Raw genomic sequence first — 15,015 nt, 5'->3', positions numbered from 1 at the left:
GTATCACTTACCGGCAAGCTTACAGACTCTTATCAGGACGATTTACGCACACGCAAATACCATTCACACAGCAGGCGAACCTGTTTGCGGGTATAGCCTTTTTCCATCATGCGATCGACAAAATCATCATGTTTTTTCTGCTCATCGGTAGAGGTCTTGGTATTAAACGAGATCACCGGCAGCAACTCTTCCGTATTCGAGAACATTTTCTTCTCGATCACGGTGCGTAATTTCTCGTAACTGGTCCAGTTCGGGTTGCGACCGTTATTGTGTGCCCTGGCGCGCAGCACGAAGTTGACGATCTCATTACGGAAATCTTTCGGGTTACTGATGCCAGCGGGCTTCTCGATTTTCTCCAGTTCCGCGTTGAGCGATTCACGATCAAACAGCTGTCCGGTATCGGGATCGCGATACTCCTGATCCTGAATCCAGAAGTCGGCATAGGTCACATAGCGGTCAAAGATGTTCTGACCATATTCAGAGTAAGATTCCAGATAGGCGGTCTGAATCTCTTTGCCGATAAACTCAGCATATTTGGGGATCAGATAGCCTTTGAGGTGCTCAAGGTATTTCTCGGCCTGATCCTGTGGGAACTGTTCGCGCTCAATCTGCTGCTCCAGTACATAGAACAGGTGCACCGGGTTGGCCGCCACTTCGGCGTGGTCAAAGTTAAATACCCGCGACAGAATCTTAAAGGCAAAGCGGGTTGAAAGGCCGTTCATCCCCTCATCCACACCGGCGTAATCATGATACTCCTGCCAGGACTTCGCCTTAGGGTCGGTATCTTTCAGGCTTTCACCATCGTAGACCCGCATTTTGGAATAGATGCTGGAGTTATCCGGATCCTTGAGACGTGACAGGATAGAGAAGCGTGCCAGCGTTTCCAGCGTACCCGGTGCACAGGGCGAGGTCGCCAGCTCACTGTGATTAAGTAACTTGTCGTAGATTTTGATCTCTTCAGAGACCCGCAGGCAGTAGGGCACCTTGACGATATAGACACGGTCAAGGAACGCCTCATTATTCTTGTTATTACGGAACGTCACCCACTCTGATTCGTTGGAGTGCGCCAGAATAATGCCGTTAAACGGCAGCGCCGAAATCCCCTCGGTGCCATTGTAGTTCCCTTCCTGCGTCGCCGTCAGTAACGGGTGCAGCACCTTGATAGGCGCTTTGAACATCTCAACGAATTCCATGATGCCCTGGTTGGCACGGCAGAGTGCGCCGGAGTAACCGTAAGCATCAGGATCGTTTTGCGCGTGGTTTTCCAGTTTACGGATATCCACTTTACCGACCAGCGCGGAGATATCCTGGTTGTTCTCATCACCCGGTTCAGTTTTGGCAATCGCCAGCTGTTCCAGGATTGACGGCCAGACTTTCACCACTTTGAAGCGCGAGATATCGCCGCCGAAGTCGTGAAGTCGCTTAGCGGCCCACGGCGACATAATCGTGCCGAGATAACGGCGCGGCACGCCATACTCTTTTTCGAGAATATGCGCATCTTCCTGCGGATTAAACAGGCAGAGAGGGTGGTCATTAACCGGGCTGCGTTCCCCGTCGGCGCTCAGTACATAGATGGGTACCCGCTGCATCAGCGACTTAAGCCGTTCCGCCAGTGAGGATTTACCGCCACCTACCGGTCCCAGTAAATAGAGGATCTGTTTCTTCTCTTCCAGTCCCTGAGCGGCATGTTTCAGGTAGGAGACGATCTGTTCAATCGCTTCCTCCATGCCGTAAAACTCCTCGAACGCCGGATAGCGTCCCATCACACGATTGGAGAATATTCTGGAAAGGCGTGGCTCCTGAGCAGTATCGACCATTACTGGCTCTCCGATAGCCATTAACAGTCGCTCTGCAGCGTTGGCGTATGCACTGCGATCCTGCTTACAGATAGCAAGAAATTCCTGCAGTGTGAACTCTTCGTCCTTGGCAGCTTCATAACGCTGACGATAGTGATCGAATATATTCATAGCGATGCCCGTCCTTTCGTTTTTAGCACAGGTAAGGAGCGTAATTAGAGGCTTATAGCAGCTCCCGGAAGATATTCTCTGTTGAGTACAGCAACCCTTATGCCAACCTGATCTTTCTTATCGGGATACACAACTTTTATGGTTACTCTGCTCGTACAAAATGTCTGCTGTTACTTCTAACTGTAGATGGCTTCTAGGAAATTTCCTCCACGGGTTTGGGTTAATGAGGGGAAGATCAACTGTACAGCGGGTCTGTTGTGAGATGCGTTCTTATGGGTGATGCTTTAACTTAACGTGTTTTTAACCTTTAATGCCACTTTCATCGATCAGTCACTTAAAGGATTTCGATATAAGTTAATCCAGCCGTGAAAAAACGTTAGACTTCCTGTTTGATTGTTATATTTATGGAATGAATAAATTGTGAACCAATTCAAATTTAAGACGCTTGTTGCACTTCTGCCCTGTTATTTACTGGCCACGCACGCGAATGCCGCACCGCTTTCCATTGGCGCATCGGTCATCTATGCCGATTCACCTTATCGCGGCGGCCAGGACCGGTATATCCCGCTTCCGGTTATCAATTACGAGGGTGAAGACTTCTGGTTCCGCAGCCTGCAGGGCGGCTACTACCTGTGGAAAGATCCTCAGAACCAGCTGTCACTGACGCTGCTGGGTTCACCGCAGGAGTACAAACCCAGCGACAACGACCTGGGCGACATGAAAGGGCTGGATAAACGCCGCATGACGCTGATGGGTGGCGCAACCTATCGTCACACCGCTGACTGGGGGATTGTCCGTACCTCATTACTGGGTGATGTGCTCAATAACAGCAACGGGATGATCTGGGACCTGACATACCTCTATCGCTTCCAGATGGGTGACTTCAGCCTGACGCCGGGCATCGGGGCCACGTGGAACAGCGCCAATCAAAACCGTTATTACTATGGGGTATCCGGGCATGAAAGCGCCCGTACCGGCATCAGCCGTTACAACCCGGATGACAGCTGGTCACCTTATGTGGAACTGAGCGCCAGCTATCAGATTGCGCCGCAGTGGAATGCCAGCGTTATGGGGCGTTATATCCGTTTCGACAGCGAAATCAAAGACAGCCCGATGATTGATAAAAGCGGGCAGGCGTTAATCTGGACGGGTGTCAGCTATACCTTCTGATAACGCACCAAAAGAGGGCATTTATTGCCCTCTGTTCTTTTACAGGGCCTCAGAATGGGGCGGGAGAGCAGAATGCGTAACACGATTAACTTTGCCGGTTTTGGCGATCTGCCGGTGATCGGTCAGGGCACCTGGTATATGGGTGAAAACCCGGCGCAGCGTGCTGATGAAGTCGCTGCATTGCAGGCGGGTCTTGAGTGCGGCTTGAAGCTTATCGATACCGCCGAAATGTATGCAGATGGCGGAGCCGAAGAGGTGGTCGGGCAGGCACTGCTGGGCCGTCGCGACCGGGCGCTGCTGGTCTCCAAAGTTTATCCGTGGAATGCGGGCGAAGTGGATGCCATTGCAGCCTGTGAGCGCAGCCTGCAACGTCTGCAAACCGATTATCTCGATCTCTACCTGTTGCACTGGCGCGGCAATATTCCGCTGGAAGAGACACTGCGCGCCATGGAACGCCTGCAGCAGCAGGGCAAAATTCGTCACTGGGGCGTATCGAATTTTGACACCGATGATATGGCCGAACTGTGGGATGAAGAGAAGGGCGAGGCCTGCGCGACCAATCAGGTGCTCTATCATCTGGCTTCACGCGGCATTGAATTTGATCTGCTGCCGGCATGTCAGCAGCGTGGCGTACCGGTCATGGCCTACTGTCCGCTGGCCCAGGCCGGACGGCTACGTGACTCACTCTTTACCGATCCTCAGCTGACTCAGATTGCACAGCAGAAGGGCATCAGCGTGGCGCAATTACTGCTGGCCTGGGTGATTCGTCAGCCAGGGGTGATTGCCATTCCTAAAGCCAGTTCCGTGGCCCACGTTCAGGAAAATGCGGCGGCGCTGGAGGTGGAACTGACCGATGAGGATTTGCAGCTCATCGATCGCGCCTGGCCAGCGCCACAGCATAAGTTGCCGCTGGATATTGTTTAGCCGTTAACGTTATCGCTGGCTGCGGCTCTCTTTTTGAGGCGGAACGTCGTGGCCAGCCGTGCCGGTTTTTCTCCCGCGCTGCGTAACGGTTTGCTGATACGCGCCGTCTCCACACAGACCATGGTCTTATAGCCCTCATTCGCCATATCCGTCATGCTGCAGGAGAGTTCCACACCCGGATTCCACGTGACAACGTCACTATGATGATGGTGGTACACCTCGATCTGCCGCTCGCCCGCAGTATCATTAATTACTGAGCAATCCTCTGCTGCGGTAAAGATACGGTCGATGCGTCCAGGATAACGCTGTTTGCCGTCGCTGCTGGCCACCTCGCCGTTATTGACTTTGTCGATATAGCTATTGCCCAGACCCGAGACTTCCACACCGTTGATGTCGCTGACGGTAAAGTAGCTGTGCAGAGCCGCCGTCGCTTCAAAGTCTCCATAGGCTTCCAGCTCAATCTCACAATGCTGGCCCAGGCGGAAGCGGGCAATCAGGGTGAATTCATGCGGCCAGAGCTTCAGCGTCTGAGGGTTGCTCTCCAGCACCAGCGTCAGCATGACGCCATCTTCATTTTCATCATGCGCCGTGAGTTTCCACGGCTGAACCCGCGCAAAGCCGTGTGCCGGTTCGCCCGCCGGGCCGAACCACGGCCAGCAGATCGGAACGCCGCCACGAATCGCCTTACCCGGTGCAAAGAGACTCTTATCACTCAGCCAGAGTACCGGCTTTTCGCCGCTGGGTTGCCAGGCGATCAGGTGCGCGCCCTGAAGCGTAATGGCTGCCCGCACTTTAGGGTGACTCACAACAATGGCGGGGAGTTCACCTATCTGGCGCTGGGTGAGGTAAGGGGAGATCTGCGTGACCACCGGCAGAGAAAACAGTTTATCTTGCATGTTCGATTCCTTCCTGTGCGGATCAAAAAAAGGGCGACCGAAGTCGCCCTTATTCTCAATGATGTCTGACTGCCTTATTTAGCAGAAACCAGTGCAATCAGGTCGAGAACTTTGTTTGAGTAGCCAGTTTCGTTGTCGTACCAGGAAACCAGTTTCACAAAGTTGTCGTTCAGCGCGATACCGGCTTTAGCGTCAAACACTGAAGTCAGGATTTCGCCGTTGAAGTCGGTAGAAACCACGTCATCTTCAACGTAGCCCAGAACGTCTTTCATCTCACCTTCTGCAGCCGCTTTAATTGCAGCACAGATTTCTTTGTAAGAAGCCGCTTTTTCCAGACGCACGGTCAGGTCAACAACGGAAACGTTAGGGGTTGGTACGCGGAATGCCATACCGGTCAGTTTGCCGTTCAGCTCTGGCAGAACTTTACCAACGGCTTTAGCTGCGCCAGTTGATGAAGGAATGATGTTCTGCGATGCGCCGCGGCCGCCGCGCCAGTCTTTATGAGACGGGCCATCAACGGTTTTCTGGGTAGCAGTGGTGGCGTGAACGGTCGTCATCAGACCTTCAACGATGCCAAACTTGTCGTTGATCACTTTTGCCAGCGGTGCCAGGCAGTTAGTGGTACAGGATGCGTTAGACACGATATCCTGGCCATCATATTTGTCGAAGTTTGCACCACGAACAAACATTGGGGTGTCATCTTTAGATGGACCGGTCAGAACGACTTTCTTAGCACCTGCGGTGATGTGTTTACGCGCGGTTTCGTCGGTCAGGAAGATACCGGTTGCTTCAGCAACAACGTCAACGCCCACTTCATCCCACTTCAGGTTGGCCGGATCACGTTCAGCGGTAACACGGATTTTTTTACCGTTAACCACCAGTGCGCCATCCTGAACTTCTACGGTGCCGTCGAAACGACCGTGAGTAGAGTCATACTTCAGCATGTACGCCATGTAATCCGCGTCCAGCAGGTCGTTGATAGCAACGATTTCGATGTCAGAACGCTTTTGAGCAGCACGGAAAACGATGCGACCGATACGGCCGAAACCGTTGATACCTACTTTGATAGTCATATATTCCACCAGCTATTGGTTAGTGAATAAAAGGTTGCCTGTAAAATTACAAAAACCTTACCAGGCGTCAAGCGGAATCGTGTCAATTGTTGCGACAAATCAATTCGCCTGAAAGGAATTATTCGATGCGCAACCGCTTGCGCGCCGCCAATGATATCGCGCTTCGTTGAATCAATCGCCGAATATATAGGGATGCTCCGGATAAAAGGTGATCGATGTCACAAATCCGCTTAGCAGAGAGCAGGCTGAAAGGGTGAGCACAAAAAAAGACCCGGGTTATGTTGATCATTTGTTAGAATAATAGTCGAATTTTTCAGAATGGCACTGCCCGGAATCCTAAAATGGCTAAAGACACCGCACCCGAAGCAAAAATTGCACAGTTGACCGAAATGCAACGCTACGTCACTCAGCAACGCGGAACGGAACCGCCTTACAGCGGCGCACTGCTGCACAACAAGCAGGAAGGGATCTACCACTGTCTGATCTGTGAGGCGCCACTTTTTCTCTCTGAGACGAAGTATGACTCGGGCTGTGGCTGGCCCAGTTTCTACCAGCCGGTCAGTGATGATGCGATTCGCTATATTGAAGATGATTCACACGGTATGCAGCGTATTGAGATCCGCTGTGGCAGCTGCGATGCGCACCTGGGACATGTCTTCCCTGACGGCCCGCAGCCGACCGGCGAACGCTATTGTGTTAACTCCGCCTCGCTGAATTTCACCGACGAGCAGGGCGAACAGACCAAAGGGTAATGGCGATGAAGGAACAGCTTGAAGCAATGCTTGCATCGATGACGCCTGAAGTCTATCAGCGTCTTGCCACGGCGGTTGAGATTGGTAAATGGCCGGATGGCGTGGCACTGACCCAGGAGCAGCGCGACAATTGCCTGCAGCTGGTCATGATGTGGCAGGCGCGGCACAACGACGCGCCGCAGCACATGACCATCGGCAAAGGTGGCGAAATGGTGATGAAGTCGAAAAAAGAGCTCAAAGAAGAGTTTGGAATTGACCCTGACGTGACCCGCATCCATCTGCATTAAAAAAAAAGCTGGCGTCATGCCAGCTCCATTTTAAATCAGAATCGCGCCCTGAGCGGTCATCTGGGCAAAGGCAATTTCGCTGTCCTCGGGATTCAGATTGACGCCCCGGCAGCCCTCTTTAACCACCTCAACGTGATAACCCAGCTCCAGCGCATCCAGCACGCTATATTTGACGCAGTAATCCGTCGCCAGCCCCAGCATCACCAGATGGGTGATCCCACGCTCACGCAGCCAGCTGTCCAGCTCGGTCTTACGGCGATGGCCATTGTCAAAAAAGGCGCTATAGCTGTCGACATCCTGATCCTGGCCCTTATGGAACGTCGCATCGAACAGTGAGCGATCCAGACCCGGATGAAAATCAGCGCCAGTCGAGCCCTGAATGCCGTGATCGGGCCACCAGATCTGGGCCAGACCATTTAACTCGCCCAGCGTGTAGACCGGCTCGCCGGAAACCGAGGCAAAGCTGCCGTGATCGGTCGGATGCCAGTCCTGCAGCGCCAGTACGCATTCGCCGTTTTCACGGAACAGTCGCGCATAACGATTCGCCACCTCGACCGTATGGTCGCCCTCATGGACTGCCATCGGGCCGCCGGGGCAAAAATCGTTCTGAATATCAATAATGATGAGTGCCCGCTTCATTACATATCGCTCCGTTTCAGTCTTCAGTCAGTTCGCCGCGCAAATTCTGCTGCATTCTGGCTCGGATTTGATCGGCCGAAAGATCCTGGCTGAGTAAAAAGTGTAGCTTTGTCAGCGCCGCTTCCACGGTGAGGTCAAATCCGCTGATGACACCAGCATGTTCCAGCGCATTGCCGGTAGCGTATCCGCCCATATTCACTTTGCCGGAAATACACTGGGTGAGATTTACCACCACGATGCCACGCTCGCTGGCCTGCTGCAATTCTGACAGAAATTCCTTGTTCTGCGGTGCATTACCCACACCATAGGAGCGCAGGATCAATGCTTTGACTGGCTGACGCAGAAAGTTACGTACAACGTCGGCTGAAATGCCGGGATAGATGGTGACCACGCCAATGGGCTGAGGCGTAATGGTGTGAACCTTCAGTTCGCCCTGACCGGCTGGGGCTGGCGGTGTATTGAGGCGACGAATATGAATGCCCGCTTCCAGCAGCGCAGAGAGGTTGGGCGAAGCAAAGGCGTTGAAGCCGTCTGCATGTGCCTTGGTGGTCCGGTTACCGCGATAGAGCGTGTTATTGAAAAACAGCGACACTTCGCTGATCGGATAGTTGGCCGCCACATAGAGCGAATTTAAGAGATTCTGCTGACCATCTGAACGTAATTCCGCTAACGGAATCTGCGAGCCCGTGACGATAACCGGCTTGGCCAGATTTTCCAGCATAAAGGAGAGTGCTGAGGCGGTAAATGCCATGGTGTCGGTGCCATGCAGGATCACAAAACCATCATAGCGATCGTAGTTCTGACGGATATCTTCTGCGATAGACTGCCAGTCCTGCGGGGTCATGTCGGAAGAGTCGATCAGCGGCTGATACTCATGAATGGTGAAATCAGGCATCTCAGGGCGGTGGAACTCCGGCATGTTAGCCAGCTGTTGCTGCAGGTGTCCGGAGACGGGAATATAACCCTGCGCCGAACGCTGCATACCGATCGTCCCGCCAGTGTAGGCTACGTAGATGTTTTTCTTTTGCATTAGAGAACTCAGACTCGCCATAAAACGCGCAGTATAAGGGGAATAGCGGGGAAAAGCAGCCCGACCAGCGGCCGGGCTGCGAGGTTTATCGCACTTCGCCGCAGTTCAGGCAGAATGCATAACGGTTCTGAGGATCGTTCTGCTTGTCGAACAGGCCAGGCTGGGCTTTCATAGCACTCATCACATCCAGCATCGGTGCTGGCAGCCAGGCTTTCAGTGTATCAGGCAGGACAGCCTGCACCGACGCGTTCATCTGGCTCAGCATCATATCCAGGAAGCTCGGGTCATCCTGATACCAGCTCAGCTGCGGATTACTGACTTTCGCCAGCTCGCCCGCCTTCTTCACGGCATCATCGAAGTCACCCAGTGCATCAACCAGACCATTGGCTTTCGCATCGCTGCCGGTCCAGACGTGGCCCTGTGCAATGGCATCAATCTGCTCTGGCGTTTTATGACGTGACTTCGCCACCAGACCGACAAAGTTGCGGTAGCCATTTTCGATGGTCAGCTGCATCAGCTGCTGAACTTCTGTTGGCAGCGCTTTGGTGGTTGAGATATCCGCCAGCGGTGAGGTCGCAACACCGTCGGTGTGCACGCCAATACTGTCCAGGCTGTTCTCCAGCGTATTGATCACGCCGAAGATGCCAATCGAGCCAGTCAGCGTGCTGGGGTTCGCCACAATGTAGCTGGCAGGGGTTGAGATCCAGTAACCGCCAGACGCCGCCATGCCTCCCATCGAGACCACAATCGGCTTACCGGCCGCCTGCGCTGCCGCCAGCTCTTCACGAATCGCTTCCGAGGCGGTGACGCTGCCACCCGGGCTGTTCACCCGCAGAATAATCGCTTTGATTTTCGGATCGAGACGCGCATCGCGGATCTGCGCCGCCGTCGTGTCGCCACCGACGTTGCCCGGCGTCTCTTCACCATCCATGATGGCACCGCTGGCCATGACTACCGCGATGTTGCCATCCTGCTGCGTGGAGGTGGTTTTCACGCTGTAGTCATAGATGCTGACGCTACGGTAATCGTTGCTCTGCTTATCCAGACCAAAGGTTTTTACCAGCTCCTGATCGGCTGCCGCACGTGAACCCAGGGCATCGACCAGCTTGTTATCCAGCGCATATTGCGCGGTATCGCCTTTAACGGCGTTTAATCCGGCAATAATCGCAGCAGCACCGGGGAAGAGTTGCTCCGGCGTAATCTGGCGATTCGCTGCCACGGTGTTCAGGTAGTTCTGCCACAGCTGACCGACCCAGCGGCTGTCTGCATCCCGTGCGGCAGGGGACATGTCGTCACGCAGGAACGGCTCAACCGCTGATTTGTAAGTCCCGACACGGAAGACGTGTGAGGTGACTTTCAGCTTCTCCAGCAAGGTTTTGTAATAGAGTCCGTTGGTGGCGAAACCATGCAGATCTACGGTGCCCTGTGGCGACAGATAGATTTTGGTGGCGTAGCTGGCAAGGTAATACTGCGCCTGGCTGTAGCTGTCGCCGAGTGCATAAATCGGCTTGCCGCTGTCGCGGAATTCGCGCAGCGCTTTACCCACATATTGCAGTGAAGGCTGATCGCCACCGGCAAATTCGCGTAAATCGAGCACCATGCCTTTAATGTTGCTGTCATCTTTTGCCTGACGAATAGCGTCGACCACATCAAACAGCGAATTTTCCTGTAAACGGTCACTGCTGGCACCCAGCAGCTGGCGGCCAATTTTGCTCAGACGATTGCTTACCGACGGTTTATCCACCAGCACGCCGCTGAGATCCACTTTCAGTGCGCCTTGCTGAATCGGCGCTGAACTGCCGCCCGACCCGCTGACCTGCAGCCAGATCCCTACACCCACCACAATCAACAAAATCAGGAAAATATTCAGAATAAATTCCCTGATAAAATTCAGTACCCGCCAGCTCCAGCGGAACAGACCTGCAATTATTCGCCACAATGTGCGCATCAGACTCTCCATAAATATGTAGCAGGAAGTGGCCGCCGCGCGGACCAGACTTCCCCGACGAGCTCATCCTAAAGAGCGGCGTGTTAAAAGTCAGCAGGAAATCACTGCGCACTGTTACAAAAAATCTGCCTGTGCCAGGATAACTGCAACATTACAGAGATCGGGAGAGAAACATGGACGCACTGGAGTTAATGGTCAACCGACGTTCGGCCTCACGCCTGACTGAGCCGGCACCTGCGGGTGACGCACTGGAAAATATCCTGCGGGCTGGCATGCGCGCCCCGGATCACGGCACGCTGCAACCCTGGCGCTTTATCATTGTGGAAAATGAGGGTCGCGACCGGCTGAGCCAGCTGCTGGAGCAGGCAGCACGCGATAAACAGCTGGATGAAAAAGCGATTAACAAAGCGAGCCAGTCACCGTTTCGCGCACCGATGATCATTACGGTGGTGGCACATTGTGAAGCGCACCACAAAGTGCCGCGCTGGGAGCAGATCGCCTCGGCAAGCTGTGCAGTGATGGCCATGCAGATGGCGGCCGTCGCTCAGGGTTACAACGGTATCTGGCGCAGTGGTCCCTGGACCGATGACGAGCAGGTACGCCAGGGGTTTGGCTGCCGCGAACAGGATGCCATCGTCGGCTTTCTCTATCTGGGCACCCCGCAACTGAAATCCAGCACTACGGTGCTCCCACCTGACACGGCGCCTTTCGTCCGTTACTTCTGACTACAATGCTTGTCCGGTTCCGGCAGGGTGCATTTCAGCCCTGCTTTTTGCACGGTTCCTGTGCGAACGCTCGCTAACGCCGCGCATCACACTTACGCCAGCGGGCCTGCCAGGCTAACATAGCCTCAGTATTCAAACCGACAGCGGACAACCGGTTATCACTGCGTTCCCCTGATGTTAAGGATTACCTGATTCAATGCGTTTGTTTATTGCGGAAAAACCGAGCCTGGGGCGTGCTATCGCAGATGTGCTGCCGAAACCGCATCGACGCGGTGATGGATTCATTGCCTGCGGCAACGATCAGATCGTCACCTGGTGCGTAGGCCATCTTCTGGAGCAGGCGCAACCCGACAGTTATGACAGCCGTTATGCGCGCTGGTCGCTGGCGGATTTACCCATCATTCCGGAAAAATGGCAGCTAAAGCCGCGTCCCTCGGTCGCTAAGCAGCTGAAAGTGGTTGAGGGCTTGCTGGCGCAGGCGAATGAAGTGGTGCACGCCGGTGACCCGGATCGGGAAGGGCAGTTGCTGGTGGATGAGGTGCTCGACTACCTGAACCTGCCGGCTGAAAAACGCAGCAAGGTGCAGCGCTGTCTGATTAACGACCTCAATCCTCAGGCGGTGGATCGGGCAGTGAACCGCCTGCGTGAAAATCGCGAGTTTATTCCGTTGTGCGTCTCGGCGCTGGCCCGCGCCCGGGCGGACTGGCTCTATGGCATTAACATGACCCGCGCCTGGACGCTGCTGGGACGCAATGCAGGCTATGATGGCGTACTGTCGGTGGGCCGGGTGCAGACGCCGGTGCTTGGGCTGGTGGTCCGGCGCGATGAAGAGATCGAGAACTTCGTGCCGAAAGATTACTTCGAAGTTAAAGCGCACATCCTCACGCCTGACGGCGCCCGATTTATCGCCAGCTGGATCCCCAGTGAAGCCTGTGAACCGTGGCAGGATGAAGAGGGCCGCCTGCTCAAACGCGCCCTGGCGGAGCATGTGGTGGCGCGTATTACGGGCCAGCCAGCGATCGTCACTGCTTACAGCGATAAGCGCGAAAATGAGGTGGCGCCGCTGCCCTTTTCCTTATCCAGCCTGCAGATCGAGGCCGCTAAACGTTACGGGCTGAGTGCGCAGACGGTGCTGGATACCTGCCAGCGGCTTTACGAAACCCACAAACTGATTACCTATCCCCGTTCGGACAGCCGCTATCTGCCTGAAGAGCATTTTGCCGGTCGTCATGCGGTGTTAAAGGCGATACAGGCGCATCAGTCACAGCTGACCCCACCGGCAGATTTCGATGCCGATCGCAGAAATCGCTGCTGGGATGATAAAAAAGTGGATGCCCACCACGCCATTATTCCAACGGCCCGTGCCAGCGCGGTGAAACTCAGTGAAAACGAGCAGCATATCTATGAACTGGTGGCGCGCCAGTATCTGATGCAGTTCTGCCCGGATGCGGTATTCCGCAAATGTGTCATCGATCTCGATATTGCTGGCGGAAAATTCGTGGCGAAAGCGCGCTTCCTGGCGGAAGCGGGCTGGCGTGCGCTGCTGGGCAACAAAGAGCGTGATGAAGAGAACGACGGCATGCCGTTGCCGGTGGTAGCGAAAGGGGATGAGCTGCTGTGTGAGCGCGGAGAGGTGCTGGCGAAGCAAACCCAGCCGCCACGCCCGTTTACCGATGCCACCATTCTTTCTGCAATGACCGGCATTGCCCGTTTCGTTCAGGATAAAGAATTAAAGAAAGTACTGCGTGCGACCGATGGTTTAGGAACGGAAGCCACACGCGCCGGCATTATCGAATTACTGTTTCGTCGTGGCTTCCTGGTGAAGAAGGGCCGCTATATCAATTCTACGGATGCCGGACGCGCCCTGATTCACTCCCTGCCCGATCTGGCAGCACGCCCGGATATGACGGCGCAGTGGGAATCGACACTGACGCGTATCAGCGAAAAGGCCTGCCGCTATGATGAATTCATGCAGCCGCTGGTGCAGACCTTAACCGGTCTGATCCAGCAGGCGCGACAGCAGCCTGCGGCGCATGCATTTCGGGGATTACTGTCCACCGGACAGAAACGTCCGGTGCGCAAAACCAGGCGTAAAGTGAAGGAGACGGAATGAGGCGTTATTCAGTATTACTGGTCGTGGCCCTGTCGCTGGCAACCAGCTTGGCGCAGGCCAACAGTCGTTATCAGTCGATGCCACAGCAGGGCAGCAACGGTGGTAACACCGATGTCGTGGTGGATATGCCACCCGAGGCATGGACACAGGCAGAGAGACGTCAGCCAGACTGTCTCCGCTGCTGTATCTTTGAGAACCGTAACTACACGGAAGGCGCGGTGGTGAAATCAGAGGGGGTGTTGCTGCAATGTGCCCGTGATGAACACTCCATCGGCACTAATAACCTGATCTGGAAAATAGTGAAATAGCCGTCGCGTGGCGCTCTGCCACGCGACCGTCAGTTAAAAGCGGAAGGTTGACCAGATGGGCGCGTGGTCAGACGGTTTTTCCATGCCCCGGATCTCATAATCAATGCCGGTCTCAACGCAGTGCGACGCCAGGGTTTTGCTCGCCAGCACCAGATCGATGCGTAACCCGCGATTATCATCAAACCCTTTCGAACGGTAATCGAACCAGGAAAAGCGATCCGCCACCTCCGGATTGTGCTCACGCCAGGTATCAACCAGCCCCCAGCCCAGCAGGCGGTCCATCCACTCGCGTTCTTCCGGCAGGAAGGAGCATTTGCCGGTGCGCAGCCAGCGCTTGCGGCTCTCTTCACCAATACCAATATCCCGATCGGTGCTGCTGATATTCATGTCGCCCATAATCAGAACCGGCTTATCAGCAGGCAGATCTTCGGTCAGCAGACGTTGCAGATCCCGATAGAATTTCTCTTTAGCCGGAAACTTGGTGGGATGGTCGCGGCTTTCGCCCTGCGGAAAATAGCCGTTAATTACCGTGATATCGCCAATCGGGCTGGGAAGTTCCGCGATGATCAGGCGGCGCTGGGATTCTTCGTCATCACCCGGGAAACCCCGGCTCACTGACACTGGCTCAGCTTTGGTTAACAGGGCAACACCGTAGTGACCTTTCTGTCCATGATAGAAGACGTGATAGCCGAGCTTTGACACCTCTTCCAGCGGGAACATGTCGTCATGGACCTTGGTTTCCTGCAGACCGATAACATCGGGCTGATGCTGTTCGACAAGTGCCTGAAGCTGATGCGGGCGGGCACGCAACCCATTGATGTTAAATGAAACAAATTTCATGAGATCGACCGTTGTTCAGAAATGTCAGGCGGAGATGGTAGCGATTTTTGCTGTAAAAGTCATGGCGGAACAGGCTGAGATTGTGTGAAAGCGGGCAGGAGTGTGGGGGCGAACAGGAAGCTTAGGTATTGGTCTGGGATTGAGTGCAACATACGAGATGGTGGTGGGAGAAGGATTATTCGGCGCGTTGCGCCTCACCCTGCGGGCCGCGCTGAAGCGCGTTGTCTCGCGATGCTCGACCCGAACCTTAATCGAAGGTTCTCATCCCTCTCCCCGCAGAACAGGAAGCTTAGGTATTATTTTGGGGATGGTGTGCAACATACGAGATGGTGGTGGGAGAAGG

Annotated in this window: 14 protein-coding genes and 1 other RNA gene; 7 read left to right on the top strand and 8 right to left on the bottom strand. The window is 54.6% G+C overall.

Annotated elements, in window-relative coordinates; genetic code table 11:
- Positions 1–32: 32 nt before the first annotated feature.
- Complete coding sequence (yeaG, locus tag AFL22_RS00070; RefSeq protein ID WP_010260606.1) at positions 33–1,967, bottom strand: protein kinase YeaG; 1,935 nt, start codon at positions 1,965–1,967, stop codon at positions 33–35.
- A 420-nt stretch (positions 1,968–2,387) separates the two neighbouring features.
- Between yeaG and AFL22_RS00065 the strand changes: the two genes are divergently transcribed.
- Both AFL22_RS00065 and AFL22_RS00060 read left to right on the top strand, forming a co-directional pair.
- Complete coding sequence (locus AFL22_RS00065) at positions 2,388–3,137, top strand: MipA/OmpV family protein (protein ID WP_010260609.1); 750 nt, start codon at positions 2,388–2,390, stop codon at positions 3,135–3,137.
- 72 nt (positions 3,138–3,209) lie between these two features.
- Positions 3,210–4,061, top strand: a complete 852-nt coding sequence (locus AFL22_RS00060; RefSeq protein WP_052270518.1) for an aldo/keto reductase — start codon at positions 3,210–3,212, stop codon at positions 4,059–4,061.
- On the opposite strand, the gene AFL22_RS00055 is transcribed toward AFL22_RS00060, so the two are convergent.
- Together AFL22_RS00055 and gapA are read right to left on the bottom strand one after the other, a co-directional pair.
- A complete protein-coding gene (locus tag AFL22_RS00055; RefSeq protein WP_031592764.1) occupies positions 4,058–4,957 on the bottom strand; it encodes a D-hexose-6-phosphate mutarotase in 900 nt (299 codons plus the stop codon). The two genes, AFL22_RS00060 and AFL22_RS00055, sit on opposite strands and share 4 nt — an antisense overlap.
- 74 nt (positions 4,958–5,031) lie before the next feature.
- Positions 5,032–6,030: a glyceraldehyde-3-phosphate dehydrogenase gene (gapA, locus tag AFL22_RS00050; RefSeq protein WP_003852747.1), complete on the bottom strand. Its 999-nt coding sequence runs from the start codon at positions 6,028–6,030 to the stop codon at positions 5,032–5,034.
- A gap of 341 nt (positions 6,031–6,371) precedes the next feature.
- On the opposite strand from gapA, the gene msrB reads away from it, so the two are divergent.
- Both msrB and AFL22_RS00040 read left to right on the top strand, forming a co-directional pair.
- Positions 6,372–6,782 carry a peptide-methionine (R)-S-oxide reductase MsrB gene (gene msrB / locus AFL22_RS00045; protein WP_010670269.1) on the top strand — a complete coding sequence of 137 codons (411 nt, stop codon included), beginning with the start codon at positions 6,372–6,374 and terminating at the stop codon, positions 6,780–6,782.
- A gap of 5 nt (positions 6,783–6,787) precedes the next feature.
- Positions 6,788–7,069 carry a DUF1315 family protein gene (locus tag AFL22_RS00040; protein ID WP_003852750.1) on the top strand — a complete coding sequence of 94 codons (282 nt, stop codon included), beginning with the start codon at positions 6,788–6,790 and terminating at the stop codon, positions 7,067–7,069.
- Positions 7,070–7,099: 30 nt separating this feature from the next.
- Here AFL22_RS00040 and pncA read toward each other — a convergent pair whose 3' ends face one another.
- The 3 genes from pncA to sppA form a co-directional block, all read right to left on the bottom strand.
- Entirely contained in the window at positions 7,100–7,708 is a 609-nt protein-coding gene (gene pncA / locus AFL22_RS00035; RefSeq protein WP_052270517.1) for a bifunctional nicotinamidase/pyrazinamidase, read from the bottom strand.
- A gap of 16 nt (positions 7,709–7,724) precedes the next feature.
- Positions 7,725–8,738, bottom strand: a complete 1,014-nt coding sequence (ansA, locus tag AFL22_RS00030) for an asparaginase (RefSeq protein WP_052270516.1) — start codon at positions 8,736–8,738, stop codon at positions 7,725–7,727.
- Between the two features lie 85 nt (positions 8,739–8,823).
- Positions 8,824–10,686, bottom strand: coding sequence for a signal peptide peptidase SppA (sppA, locus tag AFL22_RS00025; RefSeq protein WP_010260631.1), 1,863 nt, complete (start codon positions 10,684–10,686; stop codon positions 8,824–8,826).
- Between the two features lie 173 nt (positions 10,687–10,859).
- Here sppA and AFL22_RS00020 point away from each other — a divergent pair, with 173 nt between their 5' ends.
- The 3 genes from AFL22_RS00020 to AFL22_RS00010 all read left to right on the top strand — a co-directional run bounded on the left by AFL22_RS00020 (position 10,860) and on the right by AFL22_RS00010 (position 13,832).
- Positions 10,860–11,411 (top strand): NAD(P)H nitroreductase, encoded by a 552-nt coding sequence (locus tag AFL22_RS00020; protein ID WP_052270515.1) that lies wholly within the window; start codon positions 10,860–10,862, stop codon positions 11,409–11,411.
- Positions 11,412–11,607: 196 nt separating this feature from the next.
- The gene (locus AFL22_RS00015; RefSeq protein WP_052270514.1) at positions 11,608–13,524 is read left to right on the top strand and encodes a DNA topoisomerase III; all 1,917 of its coding nucleotides are present in this window, start codon (positions 11,608–11,610) and stop codon (positions 13,522–13,524) included.
- Positions 13,521–13,832, top strand: a complete 312-nt coding sequence (locus tag AFL22_RS00010) for a DUF1496 domain-containing protein (RefSeq protein ID WP_052270513.1) — start codon at positions 13,521–13,523, stop codon at positions 13,830–13,832. Before AFL22_RS00015 ends, AFL22_RS00010 begins: the two co-directional genes overlap by 4 nt.
- A 33-nt stretch (positions 13,833–13,865) precedes the next feature.
- Here AFL22_RS00010 and xthA read toward each other — a convergent pair whose 3' ends face one another.
- Both xthA and AFL22_RS22970 read right to left on the bottom strand, forming a co-directional pair.
- On the bottom strand, positions 13,866–14,672 hold the full coding sequence (gene xthA, locus AFL22_RS00005; protein ID WP_010260640.1) for an exodeoxyribonuclease III: 807 nt from the start codon (positions 14,670–14,672) through the stop codon (positions 13,866–13,868).
- 158 nt (positions 14,673–14,830) lie between these two features.
- A non-coding RNA gene (locus AFL22_RS22970) (RtT sRNA) lies at positions 14,831–14,958 on the bottom strand.
- Between the last annotated feature and the right edge of the window lie 57 nt (positions 14,959–15,015).

This window comes from Pantoea sp. CFSAN033090, from assembly GCF_001264395.1.
Taxonomy (GTDB): domain Bacteria; phylum Pseudomonadota; class Gammaproteobacteria; order Enterobacterales; family Enterobacteriaceae; genus Pantoea; species Pantoea agglomerans.
The sequence above is the reverse complement of the archived record's forward strand: the minus strand, read 5'-3'. Positions and strand labels throughout refer to the sequence as shown.

Bases quoted from the DNA above. Each gene is read 5' to 3' on its own strand.
- pncA (WP_052270517.1), bottom strand. From the start codon at position 7,708: ATGAAGCGGGCACTCATCATTATTGATATTCAGAACGATTTTTGCCCC.
- AFL22_RS00055 (WP_031592764.1), bottom strand. From the start codon at position 4,957: ATGCAAGATAAACTGTTTTCTCTGCCGGTGGTCACGCAGATCTCCCCT.
- ansA (WP_052270516.1), bottom strand. From the start codon at position 8,738: ATGCAAAAGAAAAACATCTACGTAGCCTACACTGGCGGGACGATCGGT.
- AFL22_RS00040 (WP_003852750.1), top strand. From the start codon at position 6,788: ATGAAGGAACAGCTTGAAGCAATGCTTGCATCGATGACGCCTGAAGTC.
- gapA (WP_003852747.1), bottom strand. From the start codon at position 6,030: ATGACTATCAAAGTAGGTATCAACGGTTTCGGCCGTATCGGTCGCATC.
- yeaG (WP_010260606.1), bottom strand. From the start codon at position 1,967: ATGAATATATTCGATCACTATCGTCAGCGTTATGAAGCTGCCAAGGAC.
- msrB (WP_010670269.1), top strand. From the start codon at position 6,372: ATGGCTAAAGACACCGCACCCGAAGCAAAAATTGCACAGTTGACCGAA.
- AFL22_RS00020 (WP_052270515.1), top strand. From the start codon at position 10,860: ATGGACGCACTGGAGTTAATGGTCAACCGACGTTCGGCCTCACGCCTG.
- xthA (WP_010260640.1), bottom strand. From the start codon at position 14,672: ATGAAATTTGTTTCATTTAACATCAATGGGTTGCGTGCCCGCCCGCAT.
- AFL22_RS00060 (WP_052270518.1), top strand. From the start codon at position 3,210: ATGCGTAACACGATTAACTTTGCCGGTTTTGGCGATCTGCCGGTGATC.
- AFL22_RS00010 (WP_052270513.1), top strand. From the start codon at position 13,521: ATGAGGCGTTATTCAGTATTACTGGTCGTGGCCCTGTCGCTGGCAACC.
- AFL22_RS00015 (WP_052270514.1), top strand. From the start codon at position 11,608: ATGCGTTTGTTTATTGCGGAAAAACCGAGCCTGGGGCGTGCTATCGCA.
- sppA (WP_010260631.1), bottom strand. From the start codon at position 10,686: ATGCGCACATTGTGGCGAATAATTGCAGGTCTGTTCCGCTGGAGCTGG.